Source organism: uncultured Bacteroides sp. (assembly GCF_937912035.1).
Taxonomy (GTDB): domain Bacteria; phylum Bacteroidota; class Bacteroidia; order Bacteroidales; family Bacteroidaceae; genus Phocaeicola.
Window position 1 is genome coordinate 194,026 of sequence record NZ_CALDPF010000035.1, and the last position, 19,061, is coordinate 213,086.

16 protein-coding genes, 1 tRNA gene and 1 pseudogene are annotated in these 19,061 nt (G+C 36.4%); 7 read left to right on the forward strand and 11 right to left on the reverse strand.

Annotation, left to right across the window (positions count from 1 at the left end; translation table 11 throughout):
- Nucleotides 1-416: 416 nt before the first annotated feature.
- Nucleotides 417-902 (forward strand): porin family protein, encoded by a 486-nt coding sequence (locus Q0486_RS10100; RefSeq protein ID WP_299232574.1) that lies wholly within the window; start codon nucleotides 417-419, stop codon nucleotides 900-902.
- A gap of 210 nt (nucleotides 903-1,112) precedes the next feature.
- Here the strand turns inward: Q0486_RS10100 and Q0486_RS10105 are convergent, their stop codons facing one another.
- The 7 genes from Q0486_RS10105 to Q0486_RS10135 form a co-directional block, all read right to left on the reverse strand.
- On the reverse strand, nucleotides 1,113-1,814 hold the full coding sequence (locus tag Q0486_RS10105; RefSeq protein WP_299232576.1) for a CDP-alcohol phosphatidyltransferase family protein: 702 nt from the start codon (nucleotides 1,812-1,814) through the stop codon (nucleotides 1,113-1,115).
- Between the two features lie 5 nt (nucleotides 1,815-1,819).
- Complete coding sequence (locus tag Q0486_RS10110; RefSeq protein ID WP_299232578.1) at nucleotides 1,820-2,635, reverse strand: 1-acyl-sn-glycerol-3-phosphate acyltransferase; 816 nt, start codon at nucleotides 2,633-2,635, stop codon at nucleotides 1,820-1,822.
- 33 nt (nucleotides 2,636-2,668) lie between these two features.
- Complete coding sequence (ftsH, locus tag Q0486_RS10115) at nucleotides 2,669-4,504, reverse strand: ATP-dependent zinc metalloprotease FtsH (protein WP_299232580.1); 1,836 nt, start codon at nucleotides 4,502-4,504, stop codon at nucleotides 2,669-2,671.
- A gap of 38 nt (nucleotides 4,505-4,542) precedes the next feature.
- A complete protein-coding gene (locus tag Q0486_RS10120; protein WP_299232583.1) occupies nucleotides 4,543-5,421 on the reverse strand; it encodes a helix-turn-helix domain-containing protein in 879 nt (292 codons plus the stop codon).
- Nucleotides 5,422-5,694: 273 nt separating this feature from the next.
- Nucleotides 5,695-6,471, reverse strand: coding sequence for an MBL fold metallo-hydrolase (locus Q0486_RS10125; RefSeq protein ID WP_299232589.1), 777 nt, complete (start codon nucleotides 6,469-6,471; stop codon nucleotides 5,695-5,697).
- A 38-nt stretch (nucleotides 6,472-6,509) separates the two neighbouring features.
- A complete protein-coding gene (murB, locus tag Q0486_RS10130) occupies nucleotides 6,510-7,523 on the reverse strand; it encodes a UDP-N-acetylmuramate dehydrogenase (protein WP_299232592.1) in 1,014 nt (337 codons plus the stop codon).
- A 19-nt stretch (nucleotides 7,524-7,542) separates the two neighbouring features.
- Nucleotides 7,543-8,412 (reverse strand): DUF4348 domain-containing protein, encoded by an 870-nt coding sequence (locus Q0486_RS10135; RefSeq protein ID WP_299232595.1) that lies wholly within the window; start codon nucleotides 8,410-8,412, stop codon nucleotides 7,543-7,545.
- Nucleotides 8,413-8,569: 157 nt separating this feature from the next.
- Between Q0486_RS10135 and pheS the strand changes: the two genes are divergently transcribed.
- Nucleotides 8,570-9,589, forward strand: coding sequence for a phenylalanine--tRNA ligase subunit alpha (gene pheS, locus Q0486_RS10140; protein ID WP_299232598.1), 1,020 nt, complete (start codon nucleotides 8,570-8,572; stop codon nucleotides 9,587-9,589).
- Nucleotides 9,590-9,693: 104 nt separating this feature from the next.
- Nucleotides 9,694-10,893: an MFS transporter gene (locus tag Q0486_RS10145; protein ID WP_299232600.1), complete on the forward strand. Its 1,200-nt coding sequence runs from the start codon at nucleotides 9,694-9,696 to the stop codon at nucleotides 10,891-10,893.
- A 4-nt stretch (nucleotides 10,894-10,897) separates the two neighbouring features.
- Here the strand turns inward: Q0486_RS10145 and Q0486_RS10150 are convergent, their stop codons facing one another.
- The 4 genes from Q0486_RS10150 to folD all read right to left on the reverse strand — a co-directional run bounded on the left by Q0486_RS10150 (nucleotide 10,898) and on the right by folD (nucleotide 14,365).
- Nucleotides 10,898-12,031 (reverse strand): hypothetical protein, encoded by a 1,134-nt coding sequence (locus tag Q0486_RS10150; protein ID WP_299232602.1) that lies wholly within the window; start codon nucleotides 12,029-12,031, stop codon nucleotides 10,898-10,900.
- 117 nt (nucleotides 12,032-12,148) lie between these two features.
- Nucleotides 12,149-12,222 (reverse strand) — tRNA-His (locus Q0486_RS10155).
- A gap of 42 nt (nucleotides 12,223-12,264) precedes the next feature.
- Nucleotides 12,265-13,401 carry a CapA family protein gene (locus tag Q0486_RS10160; RefSeq protein ID WP_299232605.1) on the reverse strand — a complete coding sequence of 379 codons (1,137 nt, stop codon included), beginning with the start codon at nucleotides 13,399-13,401 and terminating at the stop codon, nucleotides 12,265-12,267.
- Nucleotides 13,402-13,483: 82 nt separating this feature from the next.
- On the reverse strand, nucleotides 13,484-14,365 hold the full coding sequence (gene folD / locus Q0486_RS10165) for a bifunctional methylenetetrahydrofolate dehydrogenase/methenyltetrahydrofolate cyclohydrolase FolD (RefSeq protein ID WP_299232608.1): 882 nt from the start codon (nucleotides 14,363-14,365) through the stop codon (nucleotides 13,484-13,486).
- Between the two features lie 196 nt (nucleotides 14,366-14,561).
- On the opposite strand from folD, the gene Q0486_RS10170 reads away from it, so the two are divergent.
- The 4 genes and pseudogenes from Q0486_RS10170 to Q0486_RS10185 form a co-directional block, all read left to right on the forward strand.
- Entirely contained in the window at nucleotides 14,562-15,698 is a 1,137-nt protein-coding gene (locus Q0486_RS10170) for an N-acetylmuramoyl-L-alanine amidase (protein WP_299232611.1), read from the forward strand.
- Nucleotides 15,699-16,595, forward strand: a complete 897-nt coding sequence (locus Q0486_RS10175; RefSeq protein WP_299232638.1) for an MlaD family protein — start codon at nucleotides 15,699-15,701, stop codon at nucleotides 16,593-16,595.
- 335 nt (nucleotides 16,596-16,930) lie between these two features.
- A complete protein-coding gene (gene dnaA / locus Q0486_RS10180; RefSeq protein WP_299232614.1) occupies nucleotides 16,931-18,334 on the forward strand; it encodes a chromosomal replication initiator protein DnaA in 1,404 nt (467 codons plus the stop codon).
- Between the two features lie 267 nt (nucleotides 18,335-18,601).
- Nucleotides 18,602-19,061, forward strand: a pseudogene (locus Q0486_RS10185) (transposase); the annotation flags it as partial.

Consider the following 19,061-nt stretch of genomic DNA (forward strand, 5'->3'; position numbering starts at 1 on the left):
ACATTTTTGCTACCTATAAAATTTCATCCCGCTTTATGATAGATTTCCAGTTGATCAACTTGTTTAATGTAAAGGAATATACCTAGACCACCTTTCTTAAAGACGCTACTTAAGTTAGCAGAATATCATAGTATCAGACTGAGATTTTTTTTATTAGTTTTTATATGATATTTTAATTTAGCCAGATACTTTTCTTCATCCAAATATTCTAAAAATACACCCCAATCACTGTAACAAATTACTTAAGCCTATAAACAGAAATAATCTTGAATTTTAAGTAAAATCCCAATTATATAGTCATATCGTAAAAAAAATACAGCCATATTGAAATAAATATTATTATTATTTTGATTTTAACTTTTTATCATTTATTTTTGGCATAAGCGATTATTAAGTATAACCTAAAAAAAATTATTATGAAAAAGTTATTTATGGCAATAGCTGCAGCATTTATTTCTGTAGCAAGCTTTGCACAATCAGGATCTTGGTCAGTTGGTTTGAATATTGGTTATGGAACAGATATCCAAAAACCATTTCTTGGAGGTAGAGTAATGTACGGCATTAACGACGCATTCGATGTAGCTGGAAGTTTCAACTATTATTTCAAAGATAAATATGGCGAGGACCTTACAATGAAATGGTGGGATATCAATGCAGATGTTCACTGGAATGCTTTTAGAGGCGAAAAGTATAAACTTTATCCATTGGCTGGTCTAACATATATGCAGGCTAAAGCTTCATATGAAGGTATAAGTGATTCTGACGGTAAGTTCGGAGTTAACTTAGGTATCGGCGGAAGCTATGATTTTACTGATAACTTTGCCGTTGGAGTTGAGTTGAAGGCACAAATAATTGATGGAACTCAGTTCGTTCCAATGGCTTCTTTGATGTATAAGTTCTAAAAAGATTTTTTATCTTTCAAAAGAAAATCGGATTTACCGAAAATAAAATAGAATATGAATTAAAAAAAGATACTCATTAAACAGTAGAAAACAGTCAACTAATTCACGTTTTGTTTATGAATTAGTTGACTGTTTGTATTTTGGGTAGATTTTATTGAATATTCCTAAATAGCCATATACGAATCTTTGTAAAAGTTGTAAACATAAAGACTATTTCATAGGATCAATCTTATCATAATCCTTGATATCATTAAGTACTGTCACTATATACATAATTATCAGGACCAGAAGAACAAATACTCCAGCTATATCCAATAAACCAAGAACTATATCCTTACCGAACACGGAAATTTCCATCACTGAATCACTTAGGGCAGGACAGTATATGCAAACGGTATTGAAAATTATAGCCAAGACCCTGAATTCAGTAGGTCCAAGTTTGGCGTATGTAAGCTTGAATTCTTTTTTGAGATGCGCATTTATACTTACATTAAGCGTTAACATCATATATACGATAAGTATAAAAAGTGACAGGTCAAAACATATAAGTCCGGAAAGACCTAACCCTAAGAAAATAAGCAGCTCGTTTATGATATCTACCGTATGATCAATATAATATCCGAAAATCGGTCTTTGCTTGTTTCTTACTCTTGCCAGAGTGCCGTCAAGCGAATCGCCATACCAATTTATAACAAATCCCAAAGAACTAAGCCACAAGTAATTAATATTTATTTGCGATAGAATATACCCCAATGATATCACTATCGCACCAAACGTTCCTATACCCGTAAGAATATTCGATGTCATCCACCTTGGCTGTCTGTCAGCCAAAAATGTCAAGGCTTTTTTCTCTACACCATTCAAAATGGAAGTCTGTATCCTTACAGAAGTTTCACTACTCTTTTCTTTCATAAAAACTATTTTAAATTATACACATTCTCTCTTAAAAAGGTCCTAAATGCTTCAATATCACTGTATTCATCCTGTAGTTCAGGACTTATTACATTTCCCAATATGAGTTTCACGGTTTTTCCTTTCTTATTGAAAAGTTCCGAAGGTAATTTCATAAGCCTTATTCTCCAGTCAATAAGCCCAAGGCTATAAAACAAGGAAGAATTTCCTCCCAGAAACCTGATTGGAAGAATAGGAACACGCAATTTCTTAATAAGACGAATAACCGGTTCCTGCCATTGCCTGTCCTCGATACGAAACTTTGACAAGTTGACATCAGATATTGCACCGGCAGGGAATATGCCAACCGGATGTCCGGAATAGACATGCCCTACTACGCTTCTTATTCCATGAATACTTTCATTTTCCGGTTTACCTTGTTTACGTCCTGTAGGAATGACATCTATAAAATTATCATCAAGATTTTTTATCCTACCCAACACCTTATTGACCATAACCTTATAATCAGGTCTGAAATGTCCTATAAAATCAACAAGTATCAAACCGTCCAAGCCTCCGTAAGGATGGTTGCTTATGGTTATAAATGCTCCTTCACGCAATACATTTATGGCATTTCTATTCTTTATTTCATATTGTACTCCCAAATCTTCCAGAATAGCACTCGTAAAATCCGGACCTTTCAAGGTAGGATATCTGTCATACAGGGCATTAATACGCGAAACGCATGAGATATCCATAAGTCCTTGAGCTAAAATCTTTCCGATTTTTCCTCTGAAGATATAAGAACTGTCTTGTAACTCTTTTACTGTCAGAAGTGGCATAATCAATTCATTTTTTTCTTACAACATAACTTTTTATCGGTTTAGTATTTCCATAAATTCTTCTCCGGTAATAGTTTCCTTTTCCAAGAGGAAGTCTGCCAATTCGTCCATCTTCTTACGGTTAGCCTTTATAATTTCTACAGCCTTTTCGTAAGCATTTTCTATTATAGCACGAACTTCAGAATCTATATCGGCAGCCGTAGCAGGGGAACATGTCAACGTGGTATCTCCTCCCAAATAGGCATTGTTGACAGTTTCGAGTGCCATCATACCATATTTGTCACTCATGCCATATCTGGATACCATTGATCTGGCAATTCGTGTAGCTTGCTCAATATCATTAGAAGCTCCTGTGGTTATCACATCAAATACTACTTTCTCGGCAGCACGTCCACCGGTAAATGTAGTAATTTTATTCAACAATTCTTCTTTAGTCAACAAATATTGTTCCTTACTGTCAACCTGCATGGTATATCCCAAAGCGCCCGATGTACGAGGTATAATGGTAATCTTATGTACAGGAGCCGAATGTGTCTGCATTGCAGCTACCAGAGCATGGCCTATTTCATGATATGCTATAATTTTCTTCTCATTTTCTGAGATAACCATTCCTTTTTTCTGTGCACCGGCTATTACAGTCTCTACAGATTCTTCAAGATCGGACGTACTAACATACTCCTTTCCTGTCCTTACAGCCAGCAATGCAGCTTCGTTTACTATATTAGCCAATTCGGCGCCAGACGAACCGGCTGTGGCACGTGCTATAAGATCTACATCGATATCTTTATGTTTAATGTTTTTCAGATGTACATTAAGTATAGCCTTCCTACCCTCCAAATCAGGCAGATTCATAATCACCGTACGGTCAAAACGTCCGGGACGAAGCAAAGCATTATCCAGACTTTCAGGACGGTTGGTAGCTGCAAGTATTACAACACCCTTCTTACCGTCGAAACCGTCCATTTCTGTCAATAGCTGATTAAGTGTTTGCTCGCGTTCATCATTTCCTCCCATTGGTCCTGCATTTCTCTTTTTACCTATGGCGTCTATTTCATCAATAAATATTATGCACGGAGCTTTTTCCTTTGCCTGCATAAACAGATCTCGAACTTTGGCTGCACCCATACCTACAAACATCTGCACAAAATCTGAACCCGAAATGGCAAAGAAAGGGACTTTAGCCTCACCGGCCACTGCCCTGGCAATTAAAGTTTTACCTGTTCCCGGAGGACCTACCAGCAAGGCTCCTTTTGGAAGTTTGGCACCAATTGCTGCATATTTGGAAGGATTGTGCAAAAAATCAACAATCTCATTAAGTCCTTCTTTTGCTTCCTCCTGACCGGCTACATCGGCAAATGTAGTTTTTACTTCCGAATCTGCATAAATTTTAGCACCACTATTACCGAATGACATGAAATTGCCTGAAGAACCACCCATTTTCTTTTTCATAAGACTGTTCATTCCCCACCAGAGAAGATAAAAAATTATACCGGGGACAATCCACATCAGCATAAAATTGACTAAAGGAGAATTCTCTTTCGGTATCTGCTTGTTAAATACTATTTTGCCAGTTTCATTTGTACTCTTGGCATTCAACAATCTGTCAACCAATTGAGGGTCATCAATGGCGCCTGTCTTATAGTAGATCTGCTTACCATCTTCTTTGGTAACAAAATATATACAGTTCTGGTCTATACTGACCTCCTGAACTTCTCCTTTTTCTACATTAGATATAAATGTTCCATAATCAGTTTCAACAATCTGTTTATTAAAAAGATATGGAAATACAAACGAGTTTAAAATGAGAACTATCATTATCCCATAAATAAACCCATTCCATGGAATTGTCTTTACCTGTTTTTTCTTCATATAATAACGATTTGATTATTGTTCACTAAAAATATCTATCATGATAACTTATATTGTTTGGGAGACATACCTGTGAGACGTTTGAAATATTTTCCAAAAAATGACGGAGAAGGAAATTTCAATTTATATGCAATTTCTTGAATTGTATATTTGGTATGTTTTATCATTGTCTTTGCCTCGAAAATGACAAACTCATCAATCCACTCGACGGCAGTCCTGCCTGTATATTCTTTCACCAGTTTAGAAAGATAATTCGGCGTTATACCTATCTTTTCGGCATAATATGCCAGATTACGCCCTATTGCTTCACTTTGAGTAAGAAGCTCTATAAACGATTCAAATATTTCTTCGTTTCTCTTTTTTGCCGGAAAGTCCTGCTTGTTGTTCTGAAAACGATGGATTATACTGTTCAATTTAGAAACCAATGATTGAATAAGCCCTTCCAGGATAGATTGCTTTCGTTCTTCGTTACTTTGTATTATATCTTCCAGCAGGAAATAATATTTTTCCAATGTCGCTATTTCCGAGTATTCCAAAGAAATAATAGGCTCTTTTTTCGCAAAGACATACAGTTTCATCAGGTCTTTCATCTTGATATTCATTTTCTTTAGAAAATCAGATGAAATAATAATAGGATAAATCTTCAGATTATTTACGTTACTTATACGGATTACATTCTCCGGAATGTTAAGCACAAGAATACCGGGATATATCTTATATTCGTGGAGATTAATCTGCAGTTCTGCTTCACCATGAGCACAGAACAGCAAGACAAAACCGTCAAGGCGGCATGGATTATCGAATAGGTTTCCCTTTATTTCTATATTATCGGACAATATAATATCATCATCCAGCACACTCATTTCCAAACCAATATTCTTCAGCTGGCTTACTGATATTTTCTCAATAGTATTCATAACTCAGACTATTTTTTAGCAAAAATAGCCTTATTGAAGAATTTTATCAATATATTGATATTGAAATTCCTCAAATAGAACATTTTATTCTTCATATATAACATCAAAATATTGAAGAAATAATCATGCTTACATTACCGATAAAGCTTTTATTAGCTTTTATATAAAATTCAAAGGGTATAGACAACAAACATGAATTAGGACAGTATCTATGCTGTATGTTTTTATAAAAAAACAGTATTTAAACGGAACCTAAATACCGTTTAAATACTGTCAATACTCTATCACCATACCGTCGTATGTCTGATGCATGTGCTCCGGTAGCATTTTCTCCACATCTGCATGCAGACCTATATGATGGCTGGCATGTATGAAATATGTTTCCTTGGCAGAAATCTTGTTTGCTCGCTCAATAGCCTCCGGAAGACTCTGGTGCGTCCAATGAGGCTCCATACGAAGAGCATTCATAAATAAACATTCAAGATTTTCAAGAAAGACATTACTTTCTTCAGGCATATCTGTCATATCTGTTACCCATGCCATATCCCCTATTCTGAAAGCAAGAATAGGCATCTTGCCGTGCATTACTCTGAATGGAATGATTTCCACTGTATTGCCGTACATTCCGGTCACAGAAAACGGCTTGCCGGGTTCTATTCTCTGCAAAGGTATCCTTGGAACACCAGGATACGGATGTTCTACAAAACAATATGGTATGCGCTGCTGAAGTCGTTCGGCCGTATAATCTTCGGCATAGACAGGTACATCCTTGAACTGGCAGAAAGGACGAAGATCGTCAAGTCCGCCCACGTGATCGTAATGCTCATGAGTGATAAGTACCGCATCAATAGGCCCGAAATCTTCCAGACGCAACATCTGCTCACGAAAATCAGGACCACAGTCTATCAAGATTCTTACTCCGTCAACTTCTACTAATCCTGAACACCTGAGACGCCTGTCGCGAGGGTCGGTACTGGTACACACCGGACATGTACACCCCACTTGAGGCACTCCGGTAGATGTTCCGCTTCCTAATATTGTTATCTTCATAATAGTCGTACTTTATATTGTATTATGTATTTATCAGGTTAATAAATATAATTCACTTCGGGATGTATATCTACTCCAAATTTATCTTTTACTGACTTTATAATTTCATTTGCGAGGTTTGAAATGTCATTTCCTGTAGCGCCACCAAGGTTTACCAAAACAAGGGCCTGTTTTTGATATACTCCTGCTGGTCCTATATTGCATCCCTTCCATCCACAACGGTCTATCATCCATCCGGCAGGAACTTTCACTGTATCATCATCTACAGGATAATGCGGCATGTCAGGATATTCTTCCTGCAACTGTCTGAACTTCTGCGCTGAAACCATAGGGTTCATAAAAAAGCTTCCGGCATTACCTAATTCAGATGGTTCTGGCAATTTGGAACGGCGCACATCTATTATTACGTTTCGCACATTTTCCAGCGATGGTTCAATACTTCTTCTTTCCAGCTCGGCACTGATATTTCCGTATGAGAGATGATATTCGGCTTTCTTGCGAAGACGGTATGTGACGTATGTAACAATGTACTTTCCTTTAAGTTCTTCCTTGAAGATACTGTTACGGTAAGAATAGCGACATTCACCGTTTGTGAAGACACGTTCTGAAGCATCAGAGACATCGACTGTGTGAACTTTCAGGATTATATCTTTTGCCTCAACTCCGTATGCACCTATATTCTGTACGGCAGACGCTCCTACTTCGCCCGGAATGATTGAAAGATTTTCTGCTCCATACCAACCTTCCGATACGGTATATGCCACAAAATCATCCCACACTTCGCCCGCTCCGGCCTTTATGTCTATCCATTCGTCAGATTCATCTTCTATGCTGAAGCCTTTTATTGCAGAATGTAATATTATGCCTTTAAAATCGGAAAGGAACAGAAGATTACTGCCACCGCCAATATGCAGCAAAGGCAATGCAACATCACGTGATGCAAGAAATGATTTAAGTTCGTCAACGGATGAATATTCCACAAAACGGGATGCCTTGACATCCATTCCGAATGTATTGTATTTAAGTATAGGATAATCTGTATATTCTTTCATTATATATAGGTTATATTTATCAATCGCCCAAATCTTCAAATTTATAGAGTTTCCATTTTCCGTGAACTCTTCTGAAATAAAGAGTATTGCTTAATCCGTTACCAAGACCTTTGAATTCTACGATTTTTGTATTCGACTCTTCAGTCTCTTTCTGTCCGTAACGGATATTGGTTAGTTTTTCTGTCGGCATTGGAGGACGGAAAGCAAACCACTGTCCTTTTTCCAATGTGGTTTCAAGAACAGAGAACTCGTCCTCAGGATCCACAGTAGAGAACAGTAAAGGTTCCGACAGTCTTTCGGACTGGAAAATCGAGTCGGAAGCAAACCGATGATAGAAATCATAGAAATCTTCTCCTCCGTGTTTTGTACGTGTCATCTTTTCCTTATTTACCGCTTCCAGATACCAACGTTCGTCCTTCAGCTCGAAATAATATCTCCTGATATGATAATCAGACAAATAAATCCAATCTATCTGAACGCTCGTTGTTGACGAACCGTTCTCAAGTTCCAGATCTTCTTCCTTGTCGAATATCACAGTGTATAACTGGTCGGAGTCAAACATCGGATCGAAAACCCATTCATCGGAAGTAAGCCTTGTCACTGCAGTATCATCATAGAAAGATACCGGAAAAAGAATACGAGAATGCTGGAATTCCTCATCGGAAGTGAAATAATAAAGAAAATCGATGAAACTGGCATCAGCAGTGGTTGGCACCACCTCATCTACAACAATCAATGTATCCGATAATCCCTCATCGGATGTTAAAACAGAATCGGCCTGCACCAGTTCAATTCCCTGTTCGTCCGACAAAGATTCGGACCTTTTCTGCTGCCCTACACACGACACAACCATGAGCAGCAGGACATATCCCAATAGAATATTTTTCATTTAATTATGCCTAATATAAAACACGCCACAAAATTACCTATTTTTTTCGTTAGTAAACGAAATAAGTTTAGTTTTCTTTTTTATTAGCTGAAAAAGAAAATATTTCAGTTTAAATAATTAACTTTGCGCCAATGTAAAATACTTAAAACAGTAATATATGTTAGCAAAAATAGAAGAGTTACTTAAGGAAATAGAAGATTTAAAGGCTTCGAACGCTGAAGAACTGGAAGCGCTGAGAATAAAATACCTTAGTAAAAAAGGTGCTATCAATGCACTTATGGCTGACTTCAGAAATGTGGCAGCAGAACAGAAAAAGGAAGTGGGAATGAAACTGAATGAGCTGAAAAACCGTGCTCAGGAACGTATAGCAGCTCTGAAAGAAGCTTTCGAAATGCAGGACAACGGTACCGCTGAACTTGACCTCACTCGTACTGCCTACCCTATCGATTTGGGTACACGTCATCCATTGAGCATTGTAAAGAATGAAATCATCGATATATTCAGCCGCATGGGATTTACCATCGCCGATGGTCCTGAAGTGGAAGACGACTGGCATGTATTCTCTTCTATGAACTTCGCTGAAGACCATCCTGCACGCGATATGCAGGATACATTCTTCATTGAAAGCCATCCTGACATTATTCTAAGAACACATACCTCATCTGTACAGAGTCGTGTAATGGAAGTTTCACAACCTCCTATCCGCGTAATCTGTCCGGGACGTGTTTACAGAAATGAAGCCATCAGCTATAGAGCACACTGTTTCTTCCATCAGGTAGAAGGTCTTTATATCGACAAGAATGTTTCATTCACAGACTTAAAGCAGGTACTTCTTCAGTTTGCACAGGAAATGTTCGGCGAAGGTACAAAGATTCGTCTTCGTCCTTCATACTTCCCATTCACAGAACCTAGTGCAGAAATGGATATCAGCTGCGATATCTGTGGCGGCGAAGGTTGTCCGTTCTGTAAATACACTGGTTGGGTGGAAATTCTTGGATGCGGTATGGTGGATCCTGCCGTGCTCGAAGCTAACGGAATAGACAGCAAGGTTTATTCAGGTTACGCATTCGGTATGGGTGTTGAACGTATAGCAAACCTGAAATACAAGGTGAAAGACTTGCGTATGTTCTCCGAAAATGACACAAGATTCCTGACTGAATTCGAAGCTGCCAACTGATAAACGGTACTTCGAAAACATATAATTTATACAAGGCACGGTGACCGCAATATGGCGATTCCGTGCCTTTGGATTATAAAACAGGCAAATCACATAATATAGATATGAGCAAAGATAAACTTATCACACCAAGCTATTGCTGCATCCTGGCCGCAAACTTTCTGCTTTATTTCGGTTTCTGGCTGCTTATTCCGGTACTGCCTTTCTATCTTGAAGAGATATTCGGAGTATCAAACACCACAATCGGAATAGTGCTGTCATGCTATACCATTGCGGCTTTGTGCATACGACCTTTCTCCGGCTATTTTCTTGATACCTTTGCCAGAAAGCCTCTTTATCTTGTGGCATATTTTATCTTCACGTCTATATTTGCAGGATATATGCTTGCCGGCACTCTTACCTTTTTTGTCATATTGAGGGTTATACATGGACTTTCGTTCGGAATGGTTACCGTGGGAGGAAACACTCTGGTGATTGACATCATGCCTTCTTCAAGAAGAGGCGAAGGATTGGGATATTACGGACTGACAAACAACCTGGCCATGTCTATAGGTCCTATGTTCGGACTATTCCTGCACAATGCCGGAGCGTCATATACAACAGTATTCTCTTATGCCTTGATTTCAGGAATACTGGGAATAATAATGGCATCGTGTGTGAAAACAGAATATCGTCCACCCGTAAAACGTGAGCCTATTTCGCTGGACAGATTTATTCTAATCAAAGGACTACCAGGAGGATTGAGTCTTCTGCTGCTTTCTATTCCATACGGAATGACTACCAACTATGTGGCTATGTATGCAAAACAGATAGGCATTACTGCAGAAACGGGATTATTTTTCACATTCATGGCTGTGGGAATGGCTGTAAGCCGTCTGTTCAGTGGCAGACTTGTAGATAAAGGAAAAATTACAGAAGTAATAATGGCTGGTATGTACCTTGTATCTTTTTGTTATTTCGGACTTACTGCCTGTGGGTGGACCATTGAATGGAATTACATGTTCACCACCTTATTATTCTTCGCAATATCACTTTTGCTTGGAATAGGTTTTGGTACTATGTTTCCGGCCTACAATACATTATTTGTAAATCTAGCCCCAAACAATCAAAGAGGGACTGCGACAAGTACTTATCTGACATCTTGGGATGTTGGTCTTGGTATCGGAATGCTGACAGGAGGAAGCATTGCAGAGATTTCATCTTTCAAATATGCCTACTTGTTTGGTGCCATACTAACTTTGATTTCAATGTTCTATTTCAAATTCAAGGCAGGCCCTCATTTCATCAGAAACAAAGTAAGATAAAAAATCAATCTTTATATGTAAAAACATATATATGCGAGTATTTACCATCTACTTCTGTTACCTGAGATGAAATAATAAAAGAACGAAACAAATCTATATTGTCACAAATAAATCCGGGAATATAAGGTGAATATGTTTCAATATTATCGGCAACTTTATCCATATCGGCAACCATAATATATGAAGCGTCTCTGGATAAATTTGAAAGACAGTGATAAAATATATTAGTTCTGGACTTAGATATCGCATTTGTTATACATGAATCGACCTTCTCACGACTGGATACAATAATAATACTGTCAGACGAGACATTACAAATATTCTCTAAATGTGAGTCAATGTCATACATACAACTGTCAGGCTCGTACATTGATCCACTAAGGTAAAGGACATCACTATTAAGATGAAGTTCGAACTCACTCCATACATTTTTATTTTTAACCAACAGAGGGAACGACCCTGTACGACCATAGAATGTAAGATAGTTAGCAGATTTCTTCATCTGATGTTTCTTAAAAACTTCGTCATTCGCTAAAGAGGTACCATCCTTGACCGCATCAATTACATTTTCTATCAATTTTTTATGATAGCTTACAACTATATATCCCTCTCCTGTTAAAACAGAAAGGAAATTAGCCGTTTTACCCAATGGGTATATTTCTATTTTTCTTCCTCGATAGACCTCAGTCTTAGGATGAATTTCAGGACCGTACTTTTGACGAAGAATATCGAGAACAAACTTATTACTACCTCCTGATAAATTAAAATACGCAACAACATCTTTCACAGAAGTAGAGTCATGAAAGCTTATCATCATACGCTTAATCTGATTTGCAAGCCCATGTGTATTTACAGAAGTATACTTAGTAATATCAGTAAGAATATTGTTAATCAACTCAGAATGATGTAATGTATCAAGATCAATTGCATAAGAAGTACGTGGAAATTCACTTGTATAATAACTAATATTATCAGTATCAAGAACACCATTGCAGTCATCAGGAATCAAGGCAAACATATTTATATCCTTACCCTTTTCTGCGTCTGTCAAACTTAGAAAGCTATAAAATGCCACTCCAAAACAGAATAACAAGACAGACAATCCAACCCCTATTTTAACTACTGTACGAAACCTCATATAACTCTTTTTGGCAAAGATAGAAAAAACTTTCTAAAAAAAGTACAAATTATACAAAAGTTATACATAAAAAAAGTCCTACATTACTGCAGGACTTTAATATTATTAAGCTGGGAGGGTGACTAGTGGGACTCGAACCCACGACATTCAGAACCACAATCTGACGCTCTAACCAACTGAACTATAGTCACCATTTGTTGGCTTTCCTTTCAAAAGCGATGCAAAGGTACTCATTATTTCCGTTTTTGCAAACTTTTCGCCTGTTTTTTTTCATTTTTATCCAAATAAAATATGCTATCACCATTTTTCAGGATAGAATCAGCATCTTTTAAAAACCTGTTCATTTTCTGTTTCTCATTATCATTCAGATATTTAACATCAACATCTGACGGATAAAGAATAAAATCGGATTTACAGTTCAAAACAGGTCTAGAAGTCCATACCAGCGATTTCTCAAAAGACAACAATCTTGTCATTCCATTAACTTTCTTAAAATAAAGCTTTACCGACATCCCTCCATCTGTATTCCTGGCACTCATATTAGATATATAATTCCCCAATGAAAATACCACCAGATGTTTTCGTGGACTTATACTATCTCCTAACATGGCTATAGGCTGTATAACATGTGGATGAGAGCCTATAACATGATCAACTCCCATATCAATCAGCCATTTAGCAAGTTCTATTTCTCCTGAAGAAGGAGTTGTCCTATATTCTGTCCCCCAATGCATGAAAGCTATTATTATATCTGGTTTCATCAACCTGACTTTCATTATATCATGGGCCAACTGCTTCCTGTCAATAAGATTCACGATATTGGGCTTTGTAACATATATCCCGTTTGTTCCATAGGTGGCATTCAAAAAAGCGACCTTAAAACCTTTTTTCTCAACTAACAGCGGGTAATTGTGGATTCTATCGTCAACATTCTTATATGTACCAGCACGTCTTATCTTTAACGAGTCAAGTATTTCTATTGTTCTCTCAAGCCCTGGTTTACCTCTGTCGAGACAATGGTTATTTGCTGTCACCAGAACATCAAAACCGGCATCTCGGACGGCAAAAAGAAATTCATCAGGGGCACTGAATGCCGGATACCCACTATATGGGGGACCTCCCAAAGTCACCTCCAGATTTCCGACAGCAATATCTGCCGAACGTATATATTGCTTGACATTAGAAAAACTATTACTATAATCATAAATATTCCCAACTCTTTTTGCTGCTTTAATCTGGGCATCATGCTGCATTAAATCTCCAGCAAATAATATAGAAAGTGTATCAGAAGAAACAGCAAAAACAGTTGTTGCCGATAGCCACAAAACTATCGGCAACAACTGTGATATATACCTATTTACTATTTTCATGGATAATAAATATTCAAAAAGCAAACAGACAGTACTTAGATGGTACCTAATAATTATTCAACAATTACACCATATTATTAAATTATTTATAAATAGCTTTTTTGCCCGCAAGAAGTGTATTTTTCATAAGTGAAACAATAGTCATCGGACCGACACCACCAGGAACAGGAGTTATATATGAACATTTAGGAGACACTTCATCAAACTTCACATCGCCTGTAAGTTTGAATCCGGATTTTCTACTTGCATCAGGGACTCTTGTTGTACCTACATCAATCACAACTGCACCTTCTTTTACCATACCAGCCGTAACAAATTCCGGTTGTCCCAAAGCTGCAATAATAATATCAGCCTCACGACATTCTTCAACCAAATTTTTACTTCTGCTGTGACAAACAGTAACTGTAGCATCACCAGGATAAGCCTTTTGCATCATTAATGAAGCCATGGGCTTACCTACAATATTACTTCGCCCCAAAACCACACATTTCTTTCCGCTGGTTTCAATATTATATCTTTTCAACAATTCCAAGATTCCGTTAGGTGTTGCAGACACATAACACGGCAGTCCGATTGACATTCTACCTACATTTATAGGATGAAAACCATCGACATCCTTTCTATAATCTATTGTTTCTATAACCTTCTGTTCTGAAATATGTTTAGGCAAGGGTAATTGCACTATAAACCCATCAACATCATCATCGGCATTAAGTTCTCTGACTTTTGAAAGAAGCTCTTCCTCTGTAACATCAGATTCGAAACGTATCAAAGTCGATTTAAAGCCACAAACCTCGCATGCTTTAACTTTATTTGCCACATACGTTTCACTTCCTCCATCATGACCAACAAGAATAGCTGCCAGATGCGGACGTTTACCACCAGAAGCTACAATCTGAGCAACCTCCTGAGCAATCTCCTGCTTTACCTGTTCGGATATTGCCTTTCCGTCTATCAATATCATAAGCTATATTTTTTTTAAGTTACAAAGACTAATTTATTACATCTATTTTCGTTTGATAAAAGTAATATTACAAAGATAATAAAAAAAGTCATAATATCAGATAGAATAGTATATTTTACTGTTTTTAGACGATTAATTATAAAAACTTAGAATTAGAGCAAAATGAATGCGCAAAAAATATTAACTTTGCAACGATTTGTTTACATTATTATATAGGATGAATATTTTTTACAGAATACTTTTATTTTATAGCATAATAACGTTTTCATATCCTGCCATAGGAAATACGATAAACGATAAATTCATTGTAGTCCTGGATCCTGGACACGGAGGTAATGATCCGGGAGCCATAGGTAGAAAAGGAAAAGAAAAAAATATAAATTTAAATGTTGCTATAAAACTAGGTAAACTCATAGAAAATAATTGTAATGACACAAAAGTTGTATACACTAGAAAAAACGATATATTTGTACCATTACACAAAAGAGCCGAAATAGCAAATAATGCGAAAGCAAACATTTTTATATCCATACATACCAATGCTGTAGCAAGAAAAAACTCACACGTAAGAGGTACAGAAACATATACTCTAGGATTACATAGAACAGAAGAAAACCTTGAAGTGGCTAAAAAGGAGAACTCTGTAATCTTAATAGAAGATGATTACAAACAAAGATACGCAGGATTTAACCCCAATTCATCCGAAAGCTACATTATATTTGAGTTTATGCAGGACAAGAACATGGCACAAAGCGTAAATTTTGCAACACTCATACAAAAGAACTTCAAAGGATGTAACCGAATAGACAAAGGTGTACATCAGGCAGGTTTCCTTGTTCTAAGAGAAACATCCATGCCTAGTGTGCTAATTGAACTTGGCTATATTTCGAACCCGTCTGAAGAGACTTACCTATTATCAGAGAAAGGTACTTCAGAGCTAGCAGAAGCTATTTATAAAGCCTTTTTAAATTACAAGGGGAATACTTCCAAGACACAAACAAAAGATGTAAAACTAGAAAAAAAATCAGAAAGTCCGAAAAATAGTACTCTACACACAACTTCAAAGCCTATATTTAAGATCCAGATACTGGCTTCAGATAAAGTAATACCTACTAATAGCAAACAGTTTAAAGGATTAAAACCTGTAAGTTGGTATAAAGAAAATGGAATGATTAAATATACCTTTGGAGAGAACGAGGACTACAATAAAATATTAAATATCAAAAAAAACATAGTGGATCCTAAATTCAAAGATGCTTTTATAATAGCATTTAAAGGAGAAAAAAAAATAAATATAAACCAAGCAATAAAAGAATTCAAGAATAACAAATAAATAACGATTATGAAAAAAGAATTTACAATAGGAATCGCAGCCATAGCAGCATTATTAATCCTTTTTATCGGGATCAACTATCTTAAGGGAATAAACATGTTTAAAGCAGAAAGCTATTATTATGTAGATTATACTGAAGTCAACGGACTGGCATTGTCTAGTCCTGTTTATACCAATGGATTTAAAGTCGGACTTGTAAGAGATATTCAATATAACTTCAATAAACCAGGACACATTATTGTCGGCATAGAAATGGATGAAAATATAAAGATTCCTCAAGGGAGTAAGGCCGAACTGGTTACAGAAATGCTCGGTACTGTAAAAATGAACCTTATCATGAACCATGGAGAAAGCCAGACAATAGCACCTGGAGATACTATTGAAGGGTATGCAAACAACGGAATCATGGCTAAAGCGGAAGAAGAGCTATTACCTCAAATGGAGAAAATGATGCCTAAACTAGATTCCATCCTATCATCATTAAATAAACTCCTGGCAGATCCCGCTTTAGGAAACACTATCAAAAACGCTGAGAAAATAACAGCATCGTTAAATCAGACCAGCAATCATCTGGAAAAACTTATGAGTAACGATATACCTACACTGACAAGTAATGTAACAACAATAACTGAAGATCTGAAAATTATAAGTGGTAACCTAAAAGGTATAGACTATGCTGAAACATTTAATAAAATAGATCAGACACTTAAAAACGTATATGCATTAACAGACAAATTGAACAATAAAGACAATACAATAGGATTATTACTTAATGACCCTGAACTGTATAATAATCTGAATGCAACATCTGCCAATGCTGCTTCATTACTTAAAGACCTTCAAGAACATCCTAAAAGATATGTTCATTTTTCTTTATTCGGAAAAAAGGATAAATAGCAATAAAATAGAACGTTTCTAAATAAAATCAATTCTAAATAGAGCATTAAAAGCTCATATTTAGAATTGATTTTCAACATATTATATTTATATATAAGAAATATGGCATAATATATAAGGAATAAATAATGAACTAATTTTCAACATATTACAAAGTTATAACAAAGTTATTACCTATTATATAGACTACTTTTTATAATATATTAATAATCAAATACTTATACTATTTTTCAGAAAAACAAGAAAATATATATTTGTTTTTTCAGAATTTCATCACGAAATTTGCACCGTAGATAATTCGCTTAATAAATTTAGATTGTAGAAAGAAATAAAATATGATTGAAGGGAATCAAGCTATTACGTTATGGAACAAATGTCTCATGTTCATAAGAGACAATGTTAACGCAACGGCTTTTAAAACATGGTTTGAGCCTATTGTTCCTCTTAAATATGACAATAAGGCATTGACTATAGGAGTACCAAGTCCTTTCTTCTATGAATATTTGGAAGAAAAGTACGTTGGGTTGCTTCGTGCTGCCATTTATAAGGAAATTGGCGAAGGTACGGAGTTAATGTATTCTATACTCACTGACAAAACAAATCAGATAACTGTCAATATAGAAGGAACAAAACGTTCGCAAGCAGTACAGCCAACAAGTGTACAGAATGCAAACAAATCTCCAAACCCTTTACAGGCACAAGTTGTACAAGATTTAGATCCACATCTAAATCCCAACTACAACTTTGATAATTTCATAAAAGGAACCAGCAACGAATTCTCAAGAACAGTAGCTGAGACTGTGGCTCAAAATCCAGCCAGAACATTTAACCCTTTGTTTATTTATGGTCCTTCAGGAGTTGGCAAGACTCATCTTGTCAATGCTATTGGTACGCGTATCAAAGAGCTATATCCAGAAAAGAGAGTTTTGTACGTGTCTGCACATTTGTTTCAGGTGCAATACACGGACTCAGTTAGAACAAACCACTTCAACGATTTCATTACTTTCTACCAAACTATTGACGTACTTATCATTGATGATATTCAAGAGTTTGCAGGTGTAACAAAAACTCAAAATACATTCTTCCATATATTTAACCATCTTCACCAGAACGGAAAGCAACTTATATTAACTTCTGACCGTGCACCCGTAATGCTACAAGGTATGGAAGACCGTTTGCTTACACGTTTCAAATGGGGACTTGTTGCGGAGTTGGAAAAACCTGACACAGAACTTCGCAAAAACATTTTGCGTAACAAAATAAAGAAAGACGGACTCACTATATCTGAATCAGTAATTAGCTATATCGCTGAAAATGTCAATGAAAGTGTACGTGAATTGGAAGGAATAGTAAATTCATTATTGGCACAGTCTATCCTTTTCAAACGTGATATCGATATCGATCTGACTCAAAGGATAGTAAGAAAAGCAGTAAAATGCGCAGAAGTTAAACCTGTTACCGTAGAAGATATCATAGAAAAAGTTTGCGACTATTACAAAGTTGATACTTCAACTATTCATACCAAAACAAGGAAAAGAGAAGTTGTACAGGTAAGACAGGTTGCAATGTACCTTGCAAAAAAACATACAGAAACTTCTTCATCAAAGATAGGACAGATGATTGGCAAGAAAGATCATGCGACAGTCTTACATGCATGTAAGATCGTAAAAGATCAGGTAGACGTAGACAAAGCATTTAAAGCTGAAATTGAAGAAATCGAGGCTATATTAAGAAAGTAAACAATAACATATAGGTGTATTAAATATTGAGAATTACACGCAATATACAATATATTTACATATCATAATAGGGAAGAAGATTTTTCACAATCTGTTCTTCCCTTTTTATTATCAATTCTAATAAGGGACATTCAGTAAATATTATAGAATTAGCCAACTAATTCATACACAAAGTATTGCGAATTAGTTGGCTTTTTTTGTATCTTTAGGTATTCCCCCAAAAATAAGGTTTGACGGCCAAAACGGGGGAAATCCCCCAATAAAGATATAGCTAAGATACAAAATATTTCGGAAATTCACACTACTTTGGGTTTTACAGAATTTGATATTCTGGAAAAATATCGCAAGAGTTAATGAGAGTGAGCTTGTCAGGCTTCATTCAGTGTTTCCTTTTGAAGTTATGGCAAAAGCCATGGGGCTGTCTGAAAATCGTCTTGGACGCAGGAACATATTCAGTCCTTCTGCAAAGATTGCCCTTATGATCCTGAAGGCCTATACCGGACTTTCTGACAGACATCTGGTGGAACATCTTAACGGCAACATACATTACCAGATGTTCTGTGGAATCATGATAGCCCCGTCTTTCCCAATAACCAACTACAAGATAGTCAGCGCCATCCGTAATGAGATAGCAGCCCGTCTTGACATTGAATCCCTTCAGGAGATACTGGTCACACACTGGAAACCATATCTTGAGAACCTTCACGTGTGCATGACAGATACCACT